Consider the following 17,307-nt stretch of genomic DNA (forward strand, 5'->3'; position numbering starts at 1 on the left):
TTTTGAGGGCGGTCGAAGAGGACCGTCGGCTCGCCGATTTCAAAGGAAGCGCATGAACCCGGTTATCGTCATACCGACCTTCGTCTCTGCCCGCCGCCGCAAGGAAGGTGGCGGCGTGCTGACCACCTACGACCACGCCACGCCTATCTCGGCCCCGGGCGAGCTGCCGCGCCTGCTGCACTCGCTGCAGAAGGTGCGCGGCATCGGGCAGATCGTGGTGCTGGTGGTGAGCGAGCCGTCCATCGAGAACCAGGCGGCCGAGAAGGTGCAGACTCAGGTGTCGCAGTACCCCTCGCTCAACGTGGCCGTGGTGGGTGCGCCCGAGCTCGCGCTCATCCAGCAGCGCATGGAGCAGCTGGGGCTGGGCAAGCTGCAGAAGGAGATCGGCCTGTCCGGCTACGGCGCCATCCGCAACCTGGGGCTCGTAGTGGCGAACACGCTCGGCTTCGATTCCGTGGTGTTCCTGGACGACGACGAGGTGGTGGACGACGCCGACTTCCTGCAGAAGGCCATGTACGGCCTGGGCAAGCTCACGAAGAAGGGCATCCCCATCCTGGCCAAGACGGGCTTCTACTTCAACTCCGAGGGCACGTATTTCTCGAAGAGCCAGGACAAGTGGTACAACCACTTCTGGCAGCAGGGCAAGGCGTTCAACAAGATGATGGCGAAGGCCATGCGCGGCCCGCGCCTGTCGCGTTCGAACCACGTGTGCGGCGGCTGCCTGGCGCTGCACAAGGAGGCGTTCAAGCGCCTGTCGTTCGACCCGTGGATCGCCCGCGGCGAGGACTTGGACTACATGCTGGACCTGCGTATGTACGGATCGGACATCTGGCTGGACAACCAGTGGAGCCTGCGCCACCTGCCGCCCGAGACCGAGAGCGAGGGCACGCGCTTCCGCCAGGACATCTTCCGCTGGCTCTACGAGTTCCGCAAGATGGAGTACAGCCGCACCCAGATCGACCTCTTGCAGGTGAAGCCCTCCTCGCTCGAGCCCTACCCGGGGCCGTTCCTCGAGCCGGGCATCACCCGGCGCATCCGCCTGACGGCGTTTCTGCGCAGCCTGGCGCGCCCCGACAAGAAGGCCTATCGCCGCGCCGCGAAGGCCGCGACGGGCGAGGCCACCACGTACGCTCAGCGCAACTGCTCGAAGTACTTCGAGTTCCAGTTCGTGTGGCCGGAGCTCATGGCGCGCATGGAGAACGACCAGATCCTGCGCACGGCGCTCATCCAATCGGCCGCGCAGCGCCAGCTGGGCGTGGACTCCCCGCGCCAGGCGGCGGCGGTGGCCGCGCAGGCCGCCGGCATCGACCCCGGCGTGACGAGCGAGATCCGCCTGAACATCGCCGAGTAGCGTCCGTGCGGGAGCGGTTGCCGCGGGCTTGGGGCGACGCGCAGGCAACGCTGGGCAACGCAAGCCTGACGCTTGCGGAATTGACGCGCCTTTGACGTGCACGCGTTGCCGTTTCCGCTAAACTGGGTCGCGGACATATCGTTGATCGGGGAAGGGACTGGCAGGCGCGCCCATGGATATCTTCACCTCGCTCGTGATACCCGCCCTTGTGGGCATCGGCATCGGCATCCTCTCGGGTATGCTGGGAATCGGCGGCGGCACGGTCCTCGTGCCGATATTCCGCCTGGCGTTCGGCATGAGCCCCATCATGTCCACGGCCACGTCGCTGTTCACCATCATCCCCACCTCCGTCTCGGGCGCCGTGTCGCATATACGGCACAAGACGTGCGTGCCTTCCCTCGGCCTGGCCGCCGGTCTGGGCGGCGCCTGCACGTCGCCTATCGGCGTGTGGCTCGCCACCATCTCGCCGGCGTGGATGGTCATGCTGGCGGCGGCGCTCATCATCGGCTACTCGGCGGTGAACATGCTGCGGAAGGCGTGGAAGATGAAGCCCGCGCGCGCCGGCGTGGTCGCGCCGGCGGCGCCGGCGGGCGAGCCTCCGGTCGAGGCCGCCGTGGAGCAGGCGGGCGACGCGGCGGCGAACGACGACGCCGCACCCGAGGTGCCGGCCGGCGAGTCGTCCGTCGCAGCGGACACGGGCAAGGCGTTTCCCAAGCTCACGCGCAAGCAGTTGGCCATCGGCGCTGCCATCGGCCTGGGCGCTGGCCTGGCGTCCGGGTACGTGGGCGTGGGCGGCGGCTTCATCATGGTGCCGCTCATGCTGTCGCTCGTGGGCATCTCCATGAAGCAGGCGTCGGGCACGTCTCTCATCGCCGTCATGCTGCTGGCCATTCCGGGCACCATCGAGCAGGGGCTGCTCGGCAACATCGACTATATGGCCGGCATTGCCGTGGCCGTGGGCTCCATTCCCGGCGCCGTGATCGGCGCGCGCCTCGTGCGGCTTGTGCCCGAGCGCACGCTGCGCTTCATCTTCGGCGGATTCCTCATCGTGGCCGCGGTTGTGCTCGTGCTGAACGAGGTGGGGGTGCTCTGACAAACGGGCGTGCATTGCACGCCGGATGCTGGTAGGATGGTGCCTTCAGCCACGACGAGGAGGTTCGCCTTGCAGCAGGTGCAACAGGAAACGACGGAGAAGACCGCCCTGCCCCGTTTCTTCACGCTCGAGATGTTCATGTTCACCGTCGCGGTGCTGTCGGGCCTCGTGCTCATCTGGTCTTCCGTGTCGCCGTACCGCAGCATCGCCGTGCTCATCGTGGCAGGCATCGTGTTCACCCTCTCGCTCGTCATCGTCATCCGGCTGCTCATGGACCCCGATTCCGTGCGCGCACGCCAGTCCGACGCCATGCTGCGCCTGGCCAGCCAGACGCTCGACTGCATGAAGGAGGGTATGACTAGCGACGCGGCGCAGCGCATCTGCCAGCTGCTGCTGCCATCGACGGCTGCCATCGCCGTAGCGGTGACCGACAAGGACCATATTCTGGGCTACGCCGGCTACGAGGAGGCCGACAACCCCTCCGGCAGCGTTATCCGCACGCACGCAACCCACGCCACGCTCTCCGACGGGCGCGGCCGCATCCTGTTCACACCGGAGGAGATCGGCTTCCCGTCCGGCTCGTCCACCATCCAGGCCGCCATCATCGTCCCGCTGGTGGTGGGCCGCACGGTGGAGGGCACGCTCAAGTTCTACTACCGCCGGGCCCGTCATATCTCCGAGACGCAGAAGTCCATCGCCGAGGGCTTCGGCCAGCTGCTGTCCACCCAGATGGCGGCCTCGGCGCTCGAGGAGCAGACGAAGCTCGCCACCAGCATGGAGCTGAAGGCCCTGCAGAGCCAGATCAACCCGCACTTCCTGTTCAACACCATCAACACCATCGCCTCGCTCATTCGCACGAACCCCGAGAAGGCGCGCATCCTGCTGCGCGAGTTCGCCGTGTTCTACCGCCGCACGCTGGAGGACTCCGCCGACCTCATCCTGTTCGCGCGCGAGATGGAGCAGACGAAGCGCTACTTCACGTTCGAGATCGCGCGTTTCGGCGAGGACCGGGTGGCCATGGAGGTGGACATCGAGCCGGATGTCGACGACATGATGGTGCCGCCCTTCCTCATCCAGCCGCTCGTGGAGAACGCCGTGCGCCACGCCATGCCGTCGGAAGGCAAGCTCACCATCAGCGTGACGGGCCAGGTGAAAGGCGACGACGTTATCGTGTGCGTGGCGGACGACGGCGTGGGCATGACCGAGGAAGCGCGCCTGAACATCCTGCACCCCGAGTCATCCACCGGCTGCGGCATCGCCGTGAAGAACGTCCATGACCGCATCTGCGGCTACTTCGGCTCCGACACCCACATGGAAGTGGAAAGCGAGCTGGGCGTGGGCACGAAGGTCACGCTCGTCCTGATAGGCGGCGCCAAGCGCGAGTACTGAGGTTGGGCGGCTTCGCGGCGTTCGTGCGGCTGCTGCGCCTCAACCATCGTCCCTGTTGACGGTTCAGCCCCTATCATTCGGGCGGGGGGCACCGTATAATGGGCGGCTGTGGAAAAACTAGACGGCATAGCGCATCGCATTCCGACAGGGGTTTACAAGCTCCTGCTGGTCGTGGCCACCGTCATCTGGGGTTTGAGCTTCGTGGTCATGAAGGATGCCGTGGACGTGCTGCAGCCGGCCTATCTCATAGGGTTCCGGTTCCTGGCCACGGGGGCCATCCTGGCCGCGCTGTTCTTCCGACGCCTGCGCGCGGCCCTCTCGGGCGAGAGGGCCCTCGACTACCTGGTCAAGGGCACGATCCTCGGCGTGGTGTGCTATCTGGCGTTCTGGGTGCAGGCCATCGGGCTCGACCACACCACGCCTGGCAAGAACGCCTTCCTCACGGCCACGTACTGCGTCATCGTGCCGTTCGCCTGGTGGGCCATCGCGCGCAAGCGGCCGACGGCGTTCAACCTGGTGGCCGCCGTCATGGCCGTGGGCGGTATCGGGCTCGTGTCGCTCTCGGGCTCGCTCTCCGAGCTGTCCATGGGCTTCGGCGACGCCATGACGCTCGTGTCGGCGCTGCTGTTCGCCGTGCACATCGTGTACGTGTCGAAGTTCTCCGAGAAAAGCGACGTGCTCGTGCTCACGTTGCTGCAGTTCGCGGTGGGCGGTGTGTGCGGCGTGGCGTACGGCGCCTGCTTCGAGACGCTTCCCCCCGGCCGAGTCCCTCACGCCGGCCTTCTGGATGGACATGGCCTACCTCGTGGTGTTCGCGTCGTGCGTGGCCCTCGTCATCCAGAACGTGGCCCTGGCGCACGTGCCGCCCGCGCAGGCCTCGCTGTTCCTGAGCTTGGAGAGCGTGTTCGGCGTGCTGTTCAGCGTGCTGCTGTATGGGGAAGAGATAGGGCTTCGCCTGGTGGGCGGCTTCGCCCTCATCTTCGTTGCTATAGTGGTGAGCGAAACGTTCCCGCTGAAACGCAAGGCGGGCGACGACGCCCCCGCCTTGGCCCTGGAAACCCCCGGCGGCCCGGTGGTGTCGCCGGAAACGGCCGGCGCGTTGGGCGGCCGGGAAGCCGACGGCAGGGCAGCCGTCGAATCGAGGCTAGAGGAGTCATCATGGAGCAAGAGCGGAACAACATAGTGCTGATCGGCATGCCGAGCGCGGGCAAATCGACGTTGGGCATCGTGCTGGCGAAGATACTGAACTACCAGTTCGTCGACGCCGACCTCGTCATCCAGAACCAATGCGACAAGACGCTGCAGAAGCTCATTGACGCATGCGGCCCGGAGGGCTTCATCCAGGTGGAGAACGAGATCCTGCGCGACATCGAGGCGGAGAACTCCATCATCGCCACCGGCGGCTCGGCCGTGTACTCCGACGAGGCCATGAAGCACCTTGCCGAGATCGGCCGCGTGGTGTACCTGCAGATATCGTACGAGGAGCTGGTGAGCCGCCTGCACGATTTGCAGGAGCGCGGCGTGGTGCTCAAAGGCGGCATCGGCATGAGCCTGCGCGAGCTCTATGACGAGCGCAAGCCGCTCTACGAGCAGTACGCCGAGATCACCGTGAACATCGACGACCTGTCGATCACCGCGGCGGCCCGCAAAGTGGCCGACGCGCTGCGCTAGGACGCTGCCGTGGAAACCATCGAGACGGCGCCGGTCAAGCCTCCTATCACGATCGACGACCTGGACAAGCTGGACATCCGCGTAGGGCGCATTACGCGGGTGGATGACGTGGAGGGCTCCAAGAAGCTCATCAAGATGACGGTGGGCTTCGGCGGGTTCACGCGCACGATCCTCTCCGGCATGAAGGAGGAGCGGGACGACTGCAAGGCCGAACTGGAGGGTCGCCAAGCGCTGTTCGTGGTGAACATGGCGCCCCGCAAGATGGCCGGCGAGGTGTCCGAGGGCATGATCTACGACATCGGCTACGAGGACGGCATCCTCCCCGCCCTCGCCGTCCCCGAGCGCGAGGTCCCCGACGGGGCGCGTCTGGGATAAGGCGGAAACACCCCCGCCACCTGCGCGAATTTCGAAGAAGGACCCTGTGTTTCACGTGAAACACAGGGTCCTTCTTGCATGCCGGGCCCTCGGACAAGGCGCCCCTGCAAAGGCCGCTTGCCGCAAGCTGATGCGGGCAAGAGCACGGCGCATCAAAAAACGATGTTATCGCGCCAGACAGCCTTATGGAGAAAAATAATAAGTTAACTTATTATTTTAGAATCGACGCGCAGCAGGTTAAACTGGAAGCGACTTGATGTGGAGCAACGAGGACGCGGAAGAGGCATTGCATGGCGAACGAGGTTCAAGCGACAGGTGGCGCCGGGGCGGCGAAGGGGACGGACCGGTTGGGGACGGAGCGGATAGGCAGGCTGCTGCTGGAGTTCTCGATACCGGCCATCATCAGCATGGTGTTCAACTCGCTGTACAACGTGGTGGACACCGCCTTCCTCGGCCAGGCGTTCCCCGACGGCACGGGCGTGGCCGTCACCACGCTGGCGCTGCCGGTCATGACCATCCTCATGGGCTTCTCCATGGTGGCCGGCCAGGGCGGCAACGCGCTCGCGGCCATCCAGCTGGGCGAGGGCCGCAAGGCGCAGGTGGAGAAGACGCTGGGGAACTCGGCCGTGCTGTTGTGCGGGCTGGCCGTGCTGGTGGCGGTGGCAGCGGTTGCGGCCATCGATCCCGTCCTCGCGCTCATCGGCACGAGTGCTGAGCTGTGGGAGCCCACCAAGACGTTCGTGCAGATCATCTGCGTGGGCTTCGTCTTCCAGTCGCTCGGCATGGGTCTGAACAACTTCCTGCGCACGGCAGGCAAGCCGAACCTGGCGCTGGGTACCATGGTGTTCGGCACCGTGATGTGCATCGTGCTGAACTACCTGTTCGTGCTCGTGCTCGGTTGGGGCGTTGCGGGCAGCGCCGGCGCCACCGTGCTGGGGCAGGCGTGCGGCATGGCGCCGGTGGTGTGGTACTTCGCGGTATGCAAGGGCGCGCCGTTCCGGCTGCGCCTGTCGTGCTGCCGTCCCGATGCGCGCCTCATGGGCCGCATCCTCACGCTGGGCCTGGCGTCGTTCGTCATGCAGGTGGCCTCCACGGTGGTGAGCGTGGTGCTGAACCAGGTCGTCGGCGTCTACGGCTCGCAGGACCCCATCGGCGTGACGGGCGCGCTCGCGGCCATCGGCGTGGCGCAGAAGGCCACGCTGTTCGCCATCACGCCGCTCATCGGCCTGATCATGGGAGCGCAGCCTATCATCGGGTACAACTACGGGGCCCGCTCGTGGCAGCGCGTGCTCGACGCGCTCAAGTGGGCGTCGGTGGCGGGCGTGGCCATCGGGGCGTTCTTCCTCGTGCTTTCGCATGCGGTACCGGTGCAGATCGTGGCGCTGTTCGGCGTGACGGGCGACTTGGAGTCGTTCGCGGTCACGGCGCTGCAGATCTACACGCTGCTGTATCCGCTGGTCGGTTTCCAGATCGTGGGATCGAGCTACTTCCAGTCCAGCGGCCAGCCGCTCAAGGCCGCCATCCTGGAGATGACGCGCCAGGTGATCTTCCTCATCCCGCTGTACCTGCTGCTGCCGCCGGTGCTGACGTCCGTGTTCGGGCTTACGGGGCTGCAGGGCGTGGTGGTGAGCGCACCTGTATCGGACGGCCTGGCCACGCTCATGACGACGGTGTTCGTGGTCCGCGAGGTGCGCAAGCTGCGCGGCCTGCGCGAAGCCTCGCGCGTCGCGGTGCGTCCTGCCGTTGCGGCGGGCGAGCTGGGCGATGCTGCCGCGCAGCAGGCGTAGCGGACGCCGGGCGAAGAGAGGGGGAGGGCCATGGAGCCTCTAAGCGACGACTCCATCATGCGCGAAATGGCGCATATGAGCCAGGTGATCGCGCGCCGGTCGCGCCAGGCGGGCGGCGCGACGGGGGCCTCGTTCGTGCTGGCGGTGCTGGCGAGCCATGAGGAGGCGATGGTCGAGGGGTTCGCGCCGCGCCTGCTGTCGCAGGTGGAGCTGGCCGACATCGTGGGCATCCGCCCACAGTCGCTCGGGGCGCTGCTGGCCCGGCTGGAAGCCGACGGCTGCATCGAGCGCGCCGCCGGCGAGCAGGACCGCCGCGCAAGGCAGGTCAAGCTCACCGACCACGGCCGCGACCAGGCACAGGAGGCGCGCGACCACCAGCGCGCGTTCGCACGCGATACGCTGGCGGTGCTGGACGATGCGGAGAAGCGGCAGCTGGCGGCCATCGTGTTGAAGCTCAACGCCGCGCTCGGCTAGCACCGCCCCTCCAAGCTGTACCGGCGTCAAACGCCGCGCGCCGAGCGGGAAGGCTCGGCGCGCGATGGAAAAGCTACGGGCGCATATGCCCCGGCGGCCGCTATGCCCGCGCGCCGGCCGTGTCGGAGTCGGGGGCGTTCAGCGGGTCGATGGGCGGGATGTCCCAGTTGTCGCCGGGAAGGTGCGGCTCCATGGCATCCTCGTCGCCGGCAGCCTGCAAGCGCTCGAAGTAGTCCTTCGTCTCCTTCACCACCACGCCGGACAGCGCGATGAGCGCGATCATGTTCGGCAGCGCCATGAGCCCGTTGAAGATGTCGGCGATGGTCCACACGGCCGCCACGGTCATGTAGGGGCCGATGAACACGCAGAAGATGTAAAGCCAGCGGTACACCTTCACGGCCTTCATGTTGCCGTTGCTGAAGTACTCCAGGCAGCGCTCGCCGTAGTAGTCCCAGCCGAGGATCGTGGTGAACCCGAACAGCACGAGGCACGCCATGAGCACGAACGAAACCACCTCGGGCGGCAGGAACGGCAGGCCCGCCTGGAACGCGGCCGTGGTCACAGCCGCTCCCTCAAGGCCGGGGATCTGGTACGCGCCGGTCATGACCAGCGCCAGGCCCGTCATGGAGCACACCACGATAGTGTCGAGGAACGTGCCGGTCATGGACACGAGGCCCTGGCGCACCGGCTCCTTCGTCTGTGCGGCTGCCGCGGCGATAGGCGCGGAACCGAGGCCCGCCTCGTTCGAGAAGATGCCGCGCGCAATGCCCTTCTGCATGGCCACGATGATGGCGCCCAGCATGCCGCCGGCCGCCGCCTGCAGGCCGAACGCGCTCTGGAAGATGACGGCGAACGCGCCGGGCACCTTGTCGAGGTTCGTGAAGATGAGCACGAGCGAGAAGCCCACGTACAGCACCACCATGGCGGGGATCACGCGCTCGGACACCTTCGCGATGCGCTTCAGGCCGCCGATGACCACGAGGCCCACGAGCAGCGCGAGCAGCAGCGAGCCGATGACGGTGAAGATGGAGTAGTCCATTCCGAGGATGCTCACCGTGGCGTTCTTCTCGGGGTCGAAGAACCCGGTGATAGCGCTGGAGATGGAGTTGACCTGAGTGAACGTGCCGATGCCGAACAAGCCCACGCACATGCCGAAGAACGCGAAGATCTTCGCCAACCAGCGCCATTTCATGCCCATGCCGCGCTCGATGTAGTAGAACGGGCCGCCCAGCACGTGGCCGGTCTTCTTGTCGACGCGCCGATACTTCACGGCCAGCAAGCCCTCGGAGAACTTCGTGGCCATGCCGAACAGCGCGGCCAGCCACATCCAGAACAGCGCGCCCGGGCCGCCGGCGACGATGGCCGTGGCCACGCCCACGATGTTGCCCGTGCCGATGGTGGCTGACAGGGCCGTGCACAGCGCGCCGAAGCTCGATACCTCGCCGGCGCCGCCCTTCTCGTTCTTCACCATGTAACGCAGGGCGCGCGGCAGCTGCCGGAACTGCACGGCGCGCAACCGCACCGTCAGCAGGATGCCGCCGAACAGGATGAGCACCATGAGCGGCACTCCCCAGATGAAGTCGTCGATAGCGACGAGCCCATCGTTGATAACGCTGAAAAAGCCTTCCACCAGTTTCCTCCTCGATACAAGCATGTACGTGCAATTTCGGCGAACCCCGTCCGAGGACGCGGCGCTCTGGAGGAATATGGGGAAAAGGGAAGGCGCGTGCGCGCAACAAGCTGCAGCTTTGCTCTGTCCTTTTGCCTGAGAGTTTCGGCGATGCGGCCCTTGGTCACTCGCCTTGCCCCTTCGGCACCCGACGATCGGGATTCTCCAGAGGCCCCTCCTCGCCCTGTCTCGTGAGATCCAGGACGTATCAACGGGGTGATGCTATGAAATTGTGCTGCGCCATTGTAGCAGGGAACACAACCGTTGTTAAGCCGTTGTTTGACTTTTATGCGTGCCGGGCATTGTTGCGCAGCGGTATCCGGTAGGTAACGGGCAGGGCACGGTTTGCAAGCCTCAGCTACGAGCCTTGCCCGCCCCCTTACCTTGGCGGGTATCTCGAAATCTCTACACAAGGAGGATATATGGCTTTCCGGCCGACCGTTCCCGACCGCGTGCCCTTGCGCGCGGGTCGACTTCGCATGCTCGTTGTTCTGGCAGGGTTGGCCGTCCTCTGCCTTCTGGCTCTTCGTACGCCGGCGTTCGCCGACGAGGCGGTTCCCGACGAGACCGGCGACGAGCCTGTGCCGCGGGCATCCGCGGACATCACCCGCAAGGTGATGATCAACGACATGAAGCTGCAGGTTAAGAACGGCAACACGTGGACCGACGTCCCCGATGGCGGATCGGTTCCCAACTGGTCGTACGTGCGCATCTACATCGATTGGGAAATACCGGACATGACCGGCGTCAATCCCGGCGACACGTTCACGTTCACCATCGACCCGCAGGGCCACCTGCTGTCCGGCAACTTCGGTCCGGCAGACCTCGTCGATCCCGGCACCTCGAAGGTGATCGGATCGTACGTGGTCAACGGCAACCGCAACCCGGATGGCAGCATGAACGACAACATGATCACCATCGTCACCACGCTATCGGAGGACGGAGCGCAGTTCCCGTCGCTGCACAACGGCTTCTTCACGCTCGAAGGCTACGTTCAAGGCGCGGGCAACGATATTGTCTTCACGGTGAACGGGGAGGCGCTGGCGCCTGTCGACATCGTGCCGGAGCCGTCGCGCCCGATCCCGGACACGCCGCTCCTGAAGTACGGCACGCAGGAGGCCGGCCAGAACCAGATCAGATGAGTTGCCCATGTTAACTCGGATATCGTGGCGAGCGCCTATGCCGACTACGCGGCCGGCGGGTCGAGCCAGTCCGAGCAGCGGCCCAACCTCCTGCTGACCGACGAGATGCAGGGCGGGCAGGCCATCACGTCGGATGACGTGGTGGTGCGCATGCCCATCTACGCCACCACCAATGCAGGCGAGGCGCAGAGCCAGCAGTATGCCTCCTTCGTCATAATGAGCCTGTTCGACAAGGTGGACAAGTCGGCCGCGGACGGCATGACGCAAGAGGAGTTCGCCAACAGCGTGCGAGGCGCTGCCACGCCCACCATCGGCGTGTGGGAGAACCGCGTGGTGTACGTGGGATTCGGCGACGTTCCCTCGGGCAACGGCACAAGCACGCTCAACGTCAAGAACCTGTTCGACGGAAACGGCGAGGCGGTTGTGGAGTACATCCTCGACCAGACTGGGGTCTCACCTGCGCAGAAGGCCATCGTCATGAAGTACTTCAGCACAGCGGGCCCGAACGGGGGCGATATCACGTCGTTTTTGGTGGAGATGCGCGCCGATGCGTCCGAGGACGGCCGGTACGAGAACACCGCCACGCTCACCTACGGCGACTCCTCGTCGTCGCAGGGGTCGGGAAGCGCCTATTTCACGGAGATATCGGGCGGCGTGGAAGTACGGGACGGAAAAGCTATATTGACGAAGGTGGATGCGGGCGATGCCGGCATCACGCTTTCGGGTGCCGTGTTCAAGCTGGAGAAGATGCAGCCTGACAACTCGTGGGAAACGGTCGCAGGATCGGAGCGCCTGACCACGAACGCCAGCGGCCAGATCACCGTGGCCGGGTTGCTGCTGGGGCAGTACCGCTTCGTGGAGATCGAGCCGCCCGCGGGCTACGTCATGGAGGCCGAGCCCATCGGATTCGCCATCACGTCGTCCATGCCGGACCATACCGCCACGATGACGGCCGAGAACACGAAGAGCCCCGTGCTCGGCAAGGTGGTGCTGACCAAGGTCGACGCCGACGACGAGACCGTGAAGCTGCCCGGCGCGGTGTTCAAGCTGGAGGAACGTGCGGCCGACGGCACGTGGACGGACCTGCCCGGGTACGAGGCGCTCACGACCGACGGCGGCGGTTTGATCACCGTTGAAGACCTGGTCGTGGGCACGTACCGATTCGTCGAGGTGTCGGCGCCCGAGGGCTACGAGCTGGAGACCACGCCGATCGAGTTCACCCTTGCCGAGGACACGCCGGGGCTGGAGGTCGCTGTGACGGCGCCCAACACGAAGAGCCCCGTGCTCGGCGGCGCGGTGCTGAAGAAGGTGGACGCCGAGGACCCGACCGCGGTGCTTTCCGGCGCCACGTTCAAGCTCGAGCAGCTCCTGGCCGATGGCGCCTGGGGAACTGTTCCGGGACATGGCGCCCTCGTGACCGGTGCCGATGGTCTGATCGAGGTGCGCGACCTGCTGGTGGGTTCCTATCGCTTCGTGGAGACCGCCGCGCCCGAGGGCTATGTGCTGGACGACACGCCGGTGGAGTTCTCGGTGGCGGTGGGCCAGCCCGCGCAGGCCGAGCTTACCATGAAGAACACTCCCGTGCCTCCCGATCCCGAGGAGCCGGTCGTGCCGAACGAGCCCGAGGAACCCGGCACGCCGCAGCAGCCGGGCACCCCGCCGGCGGGCGGTACGAAGCCGGTGTCCCTCGCGGGCACGGGCGACGGCGCGTCGACGGCATTGGCCGTGAGCACGGCCGCGCTGGCGCTAGCGGCGGCGGTGGGCGGTGCCAGCATGCTGGCGCTTCGACGCAGGAGGCGCTAAGGTAAGCGTTCCCGCATCGACCGGCTTGCAGGCGATGGGCGTCTCCGAAGGGGGGCGCCCATCGGCGCGCTCGCGGCAAGGGAGGAGCTCACTCCCCGGATATGGCCTCGGCGTTTTCCTTGAGGGCGGCCAGCACCGTCACGAACGTGTCGATATCCTGCTGGTCGATGCCCTCTATCAGGCGGTTTGCCGTGATGGCGGTAAGGGGCAGCACCGTGCGGATAAGCTCGTGGGCCTTGTCGGTGGTGCTCACCACATGCGAGCGGCGGTCGGTCTTGTGCTTGTTGCGCACCACGAGGCCCTTGCGCTCAAGCGTGTCCAGGTACCGCGTGATGGTTGCCTGCTCCTTGTGGGTGATGGTGGCCAGCTCTTTCTGCGACAGCTCGCCAGCTTGGTCCAGCTGGTTGATGAGGTTCCACTGGCCAGGGGTGATGTCGTAGGGCTTGAGCGTGACCTCGAGCGATTTCGTGATGTGCTTCTGCGCATCGTACACCAGGTAGCCTATGAGGCGGTTGTGCTTGCTCTCCATGTTGAACCCTTCCGATATGCGCAGGGCGGCTTTTGCGTTGTCGCGTGCGGTGGGGCGTATCGCGCCGGGCGACGGGGAGGCGATCATGCAAAGGAGGTGGCACGATCGTTCGGTCGCGGCGTTTCGCATTCTCTCGCCTACAAGAAACCATAAGCGGCTAGGCCCCGTCAAGAACGCAGAAGATTATCGGTTGAATCTCCTCGCCCTCTGCCGCGCGAATCGACTGTTCTGTGCATGCTTGTAGCAGATCAGGACTATTCTTTGCAAATACCTGTTGCGCTAATAGTTGATGCCAATATAATTAGCATTGCAAGTAATTTGCCAAGGATGGGAGAGGCGCGTGGGGACGCGCCGGGTGAACGAGGGGGTAGCGGACGAGGGCAGCGCGCAGCAAAGGGCGCGCCGACGGCTGCCCGCATCCAATTCGCCCAAGGGAGCGACCAGCGTTGCACATGAATCGTCGCCCGTCCCAGCGGGCTCCTCCCGCGTCCTTCCCTCCAGGGCAAATCTTAGCCACGAGTGCAAAAGGAGGAGGAGAGATGTCACTTAAGATGAGCCGCCGGGGCTTCGTGAAGGCAACCGCCGCCGCGACCGCTTCGACGCTGCTGCTGGGCTCGCAGGCTGCCACGGCTTTCGCGGACGATGCGGCAGAGGGCGCGAAGGCGACGTCGTCCGATGACGTGAAGATCATCCCGAGCGCGTGCCGCCAGTGCTATGGCCGCTGCGCGTTGTTCGGGCACGTCAAGGATGGCCGCCTGACGAAGATCGAGGGCAATCCCGACCTGTTCAGCGAGGGAACGCTGTGCGGCCGCGCCTTCGCCATCCCGCAGGAGCTGTACAACCCGCTGCGCGTTCGCTACCCGCAGAAGCGCGTGGGCGAGAAGGGCTCCGGCCAGTGGAAGCGCATCACCTGGGAGGAAGCCTACCAGGAGGCCGCCGACCGCTACACCGAGATCGGCGAGAAGTACGGCTGGCACACCATCGCCCACCAGTACGGCACCGGCCGCGACATGCTGCAGTTCCAGGCCATCAACAAGCTGTGGCTGGAGCTGGGCTCCACCGCCACGTTCGGCGTGGGCAACCTGTGCTGGGTGGGCTCGTACTTCACCAGCCAGCGCCTCTACGGCGACGAGACGCAGTACACCGGCTGGGACGGCAACAACACGGACTGCATCCTCATCTGGTGCCGCCAGGAGCGCAGCCGCGGCTACTACGACTGGCTCACCGTCAAGCGCGCCCAGGAGCGCGGCGCGAAGGTGATCTGCGTCGACCCTCGCTACACGTGCACGGCCAGCAAGGCCGATCTGTGGCTGCCCATCCGTCCGGGTTCGGACATGGCGCTCGTGCTGGCGTTCATCAACGAGATCATTCACTCGGACAAGTGCGCCAACGACTTCGCACGCTTCTGCACCAACGCTCCGTTCTTCATCGATGAGGAGGGCACCGGCTACCAGCTGCGCGAATCCATGATCAAAGAGGGCGGCAACGAGGAGCTGTACCCCGCATGGGACGAGGCGCACGACCAGCTGATCTTCTGGTCCGGTGACTGGCAGAACAAGCAGGGCGTGGGCGGTCCGAAGGCCTTCCAGTGGCTCGACGCCGAGGGCAACATCGTGGCCGACGCGAAGCCGGCGCTCTCCGGCAGCCGCGAGATCAATGGCAAGACGTACCGCACGAGCTGGGATATCCTCGTCGAGCACGTCACCCCGTGGACCATCGAGCGCGCCGCCGAGTTCTGCGAGCTGCCCGAGGACAAGATCCGCGAGGCCATCCAGACCTATATCGACGCGAGCCCGCACGCGTGCTTCTGCCGCGGCCAGAAGGTGGAGTTCTCCATCAACACGTCCGGCATCTCGCAGGCGTTCACCATCATGATGGCGCTGGCCGGCAACTTCGACTCGAAGGGCGGCCAGAACATCGGCCGCGAGCCCGCCACCGGCTACGACTCGTTCATGTTCGACGTCGTTCCCAACAAGGAAGGCCGCATGGGCAAGCGTCGCATGGAGACGGCGAAGAACATCAAGAAGCTCTCCGTGTGCCAGAACACCGGCTATCAGCAGATACTCGTGGCCGACGACGCCACGGGCGAGCTGCGCGAGACTACGCAGAACTCCGGCGGCCAGGTCATCTACGGCCAGCAGGGCGGCTTCGGCGCGGCCACCACGAAGGCCATGGTAAAGGGCGACCCGTTCCAGATCCATGGTTACTGGCAGCAAACGTCCGAGCCCATCCTCTCCATCGAGGGCGGCCACGAGATCATCGAGGGCTTCAAGAACCTCGACTTCTTCGTGAACGTGGACATCTACATGACCCCCTCGGGCGAGCTCGCCGACATCATCCTGCCGGCCGCGCACCCCAACGAGGTGGACCGCGTGGAGTGGGCTCACTCCGGCCACGGCTACCCGACGAGCCACACCTACCTCATCCGCCAGCCGTTCCACGAGCCGCTGGGCGAGTGCAAGGACGACATGGACATCTGCTTCGAGTTCGCGAAGTACATGGACGTGGACATGTACTGGAAGGACAAGTACGAGTTCTTCGATTACATGGTGAAGGGCCCCGAGACGCTTCCGCCGCAGCTCTCCTGCGCGAACTTCGAGGAGTTCCGCGAGCGCATCAGCGTGACCGGCGTGGAGATGGCCACGGTGAAGCAGGCGCCGAAGTACGAGACGGGCTTCATGCGTAAGACGAGCGACTTCCGTCCCGGCTTCAACACTATGTACCGTGGCAACAAGATGGGCTCGGTCTACCGCTTCCCCGGCACGAAGACGCCGGACGGCAAGGTCATCCCGGCGCACCCGCAGTCGGACAACGGCAAGATGGAGATGTGGAGCGAGGACTTGCTGCTGTACGGCAACGGCCCGCTGCCGCTGTACATCGAGCCGCCCATCACGCCGCTCGCGCGCCCCGACCTGCTGGAAGACTTCCCGTACACGCTCATCACGGGCGGGCGCTCCCATGCGTTCTTCCACACCGAGTACCGCAACAGCCCGTGGATGCGCGAGGTGCACATGTTCCCGACCGTGGACATCAACCCCGCCACCGCCGCCGAGCACGGCATCGCGCAGGATGATTGGGTGTGGATCGAGACGTACGTGGACAAGATCCGCCAGCGCGCGAACCTCACGGAGGCCATCAAGCCCGGCATGATCCACGTGGAGCACGACTGGTGGTTCCCCGAGCGCGAGGCCACCGACGATTTGCACGGTGCCATCGACTCGAACTGCAACGTGCTGTTCGAGAACAACGGCCCCTACGACCCGGCGGTGGGCACCGACAACTACGGCGGCCTGTGCAAGATATACAAGGCCGAGGAGGGCGCCCCGAAGAACATCTGCATGACCGAGGAGGACCTCAAGATATTCCTGCCCATGAGCGCCGACGCGATCGCCTCCGACGATCAGGCCGACGGCGTTAGGCAAGTGACCGTGAAGGGAGGTGTGAAGTAGTATGACCCGCAACATCATCGCTATCGACCTGGATAGCTGCATCGGGTGCCATTCCTGCGCCGTGGTGTGCAAGCAGGAGAACAACGTGGGGCTGGGCACCTACTACAACAAGGTGCTGACGGTGGGCCCGTTCGGCACGTACCCCGACCTGGAGATGTACTACCTGCCCGTGGCGTGCCAGCACTGCGACAACCCCGAGTGCGTGAGCGTGTGCCCCACCGGTGCCAGCTACAGGCGCGAGGACGGCGTGGTGCTGGTCGACCACAGCAAGTGCATCGGCTGCCAGTACTGCGTCATGGCCTGCCCCTACGGCGTGCGCGCCTACGACGAGGGCAAGGACAAGGGCGTCATCGAGAAGTGCACCATGTGCGCCCACCTCATCGACAAGGGCGAGAAACCGGCGTGCGTGAAGCACTGCCCCGGCCAGGCGCGCCTGTTCGGCGACGCGGACGACCCCGAGTCCGACGTGTCGAAGATGATCGCCCGCAAGAGCACGCACAAGCTCAAGGACGTGGGGAACCACCCGGGCGTGACGTATGGCCTGGACAAGTTCTCTTGGAAAGGGGATGAGTAAG

The 17,307-nt window shown here is 65.5% G+C and carries 15 protein-coding genes, 1 pseudogene and 1 riboswitch; of the genes and pseudogenes, 13 read left to right on the forward strand and 3 right to left on the reverse strand.

The features are described from left to right. Positions 1–52: 52 nt before the first annotated feature. From C1877_RS12515 to C1877_RS15790, 4 genes and pseudogenes are all read left to right on the forward strand, one after another. Positions 53–1,351 carry a glycosyltransferase family 2 protein gene (locus C1877_RS12515; protein WP_114569323.1) on the forward strand — a complete coding sequence of 433 codons (1,299 nt, stop codon included), beginning with the start codon at positions 53–55 and terminating at the stop codon, positions 1,349–1,351. 172 nt (positions 1,352–1,523) lie between these two features. Continuing rightward, a complete protein-coding gene (locus C1877_RS12520) occupies positions 1,524–2,444 on the forward strand; it encodes a sulfite exporter TauE/SafE family protein (RefSeq protein ID WP_114569324.1) in 921 nt (306 codons plus the stop codon). A gap of 78 nt (positions 2,445–2,522) precedes the next feature. Continuing rightward, complete coding sequence (locus C1877_RS12525) at positions 2,523–3,833, forward strand: histidine kinase (protein WP_041240199.1); 1,311 nt, start codon at positions 2,523–2,525, stop codon at positions 3,831–3,833. Between the two features lie 207 nt (positions 3,834–4,040). After that, a pseudogene (locus C1877_RS15790) lies at positions 4,041–4,100 on the forward strand (hypothetical protein); the annotation flags it as partial. Positions 4,101–4,207: 107 nt separating this feature from the next. Here C1877_RS15790 and C1877_RS15795 read toward each other — a convergent pair. Beyond that, the gene (locus C1877_RS15795; protein WP_244909862.1) at positions 4,208–4,522 is read right to left on the reverse strand and encodes a hypothetical protein; all 315 of its coding nucleotides are present in this window, start codon (positions 4,520–4,522) and stop codon (positions 4,208–4,210) included. Between the two features lie 98 nt (positions 4,523–4,620). Here C1877_RS15795 and C1877_RS12535 point away from each other — a divergent pair, with 98 nt between their 5' ends. The 5 genes from C1877_RS12535 (at position 4,621) to C1877_RS12555 (ending at position 8,140) form a co-directional block, all read left to right on the forward strand. After that, positions 4,621–5,016 (forward strand): DMT family transporter, encoded by a 396-nt coding sequence (locus C1877_RS12535; RefSeq protein ID WP_015539372.1) that lies wholly within the window; start codon positions 4,621–4,623, stop codon positions 5,014–5,016. Beyond that, entirely contained in the window at positions 4,992–5,504 is a 513-nt protein-coding gene (locus C1877_RS12540) for a shikimate kinase (RefSeq protein WP_015539373.1), read from the forward strand. Before C1877_RS12535 ends, C1877_RS12540 begins: the two co-directional genes overlap by 25 nt. 9 nt (positions 5,505–5,513) lie before the next feature. Further along, positions 5,514–5,879, forward strand: coding sequence for a tRNA-binding protein (locus tag C1877_RS12545; protein ID WP_231847592.1), 366 nt, complete (start codon positions 5,514–5,516; stop codon positions 5,877–5,879). Positions 5,880–6,169: 290 nt separating this feature from the next. After that, positions 6,170–7,666 carry an MATE family efflux transporter gene (locus C1877_RS12550; RefSeq protein WP_083808958.1) on the forward strand — a complete coding sequence of 499 codons (1,497 nt, stop codon included), beginning with the start codon at positions 6,170–6,172 and terminating at the stop codon, positions 7,664–7,666. 30 nt (positions 7,667–7,696) lie between these two features. After that, on the forward strand, positions 7,697–8,140 hold the full coding sequence (locus C1877_RS12555; protein WP_015539374.1) for a MarR family winged helix-turn-helix transcriptional regulator: 444 nt from the start codon (positions 7,697–7,699) through the stop codon (positions 8,138–8,140). A 100-nt stretch (positions 8,141–8,240) separates the two neighbouring features. Here C1877_RS12555 and C1877_RS12560 read toward each other — a convergent pair whose 3' ends face one another. Then, positions 8,241–9,770, reverse strand: coding sequence for an alanine/glycine:cation symporter family protein (locus tag C1877_RS12560; RefSeq protein WP_041239197.1), 1,530 nt, complete (start codon positions 9,768–9,770; stop codon positions 8,241–8,243). A 113-nt stretch (positions 9,771–9,883) separates the two neighbouring features. Then, positions 9,884–9,988, reverse strand: a riboswitch (glycine riboswitch). Between the two features lie 243 nt (positions 9,989–10,231). On the opposite strand from C1877_RS12560, the gene C1877_RS15800 reads away from it, so the two are divergent. After that, entirely contained in the window at positions 10,232–10,951 is a 720-nt protein-coding gene (locus tag C1877_RS15800) for a hypothetical protein (protein WP_049784044.1), read from the forward strand. Positions 10,952–10,975: 24 nt separating this feature from the next. Continuing rightward, positions 10,976–12,754 carry an MSCRAMM family protein gene (locus tag C1877_RS12570; protein WP_114569325.1) on the forward strand — a complete coding sequence of 593 codons (1,779 nt, stop codon included), beginning with the start codon at positions 10,976–10,978 and terminating at the stop codon, positions 12,752–12,754. Positions 12,755–12,842: 88 nt separating this feature from the next. Here C1877_RS12570 and C1877_RS12575 read toward each other — a convergent pair whose 3' ends face one another. Continuing rightward, positions 12,843–13,283, reverse strand: coding sequence for a MarR family winged helix-turn-helix transcriptional regulator (locus C1877_RS12575; RefSeq protein WP_041240203.1), 441 nt, complete (start codon positions 13,281–13,283; stop codon positions 12,843–12,845). Between the two features lie 539 nt (positions 13,284–13,822). Between C1877_RS12575 and C1877_RS12580 the strand changes: the two genes are divergently transcribed. Further along, positions 13,823–16,732 carry a molybdopterin-containing oxidoreductase family protein gene (locus C1877_RS12580; RefSeq protein ID WP_114569326.1) on the forward strand — a complete coding sequence of 970 codons (2,910 nt, stop codon included), beginning with the start codon at positions 13,823–13,825 and terminating at the stop codon, positions 16,730–16,732. 1 nt (position 16,733) lies between these two features. Then, positions 16,734–17,306 (forward strand): 4Fe-4S dicluster domain-containing protein, encoded by a 573-nt coding sequence (locus C1877_RS12585; RefSeq protein ID WP_015539378.1) that lies wholly within the window; start codon positions 16,734–16,736, stop codon positions 17,304–17,306. Position 17,307 lies beyond the last annotated feature (1 nt).

Origin of the sequence: Gordonibacter pamelaeae, assembly GCF_003340385.1 — a bacterium.
Lineage (GTDB): Bacteria > Actinomycetota > Coriobacteriia > Coriobacteriales > Eggerthellaceae > Gordonibacter > Gordonibacter pamelaeae.

What these genes read in the sequence shown, in the direction of transcription:
- C1877_RS12550 (WP_083808958.1), top strand. Translation starts at nt 6,170, where the DNA reads ATGGCGAACGAGGTTCAAGCGACAGGTGGCGCCGGGGCGGCGAAGGGG.
- C1877_RS12520 (WP_114569324.1), top strand. Translation starts at nt 1,524, where the DNA reads ATGGATATCTTCACCTCGCTCGTGATACCCGCCCTTGTGGGCATCGGC.
- C1877_RS12580 (WP_114569326.1), top strand. Translation starts at nt 13,823, where the DNA reads ATGTCACTTAAGATGAGCCGCCGGGGCTTCGTGAAGGCAACCGCCGCC.
- C1877_RS12575 (WP_041240203.1), bottom strand. Translation starts at nt 13,283, where the DNA reads ATGGAGAGCAAGCACAACCGCCTCATAGGCTACCTGGTGTACGATGCG.
- C1877_RS12515 (WP_114569323.1), top strand. Translation starts at nt 53, where the DNA reads ATGAACCCGGTTATCGTCATACCGACCTTCGTCTCTGCCCGCCGCCGC.
- C1877_RS12535 (WP_015539372.1), top strand. Translation starts at nt 4,621, where the DNA reads ATGGACATGGCCTACCTCGTGGTGTTCGCGTCGTGCGTGGCCCTCGTC.
- C1877_RS15800 (WP_049784044.1), top strand. Translation starts at nt 10,232, where the DNA reads ATGGCTTTCCGGCCGACCGTTCCCGACCGCGTGCCCTTGCGCGCGGGT.
- C1877_RS12540 (WP_015539373.1), top strand. Translation starts at nt 4,992, where the DNA reads ATGGAGCAAGAGCGGAACAACATAGTGCTGATCGGCATGCCGAGCGCG.
- C1877_RS12555 (WP_015539374.1), top strand. Translation starts at nt 7,697, where the DNA reads ATGGAGCCTCTAAGCGACGACTCCATCATGCGCGAAATGGCGCATATG.
- C1877_RS12585 (WP_015539378.1), top strand. Translation starts at nt 16,734, where the DNA reads ATGACCCGCAACATCATCGCTATCGACCTGGATAGCTGCATCGGGTGC.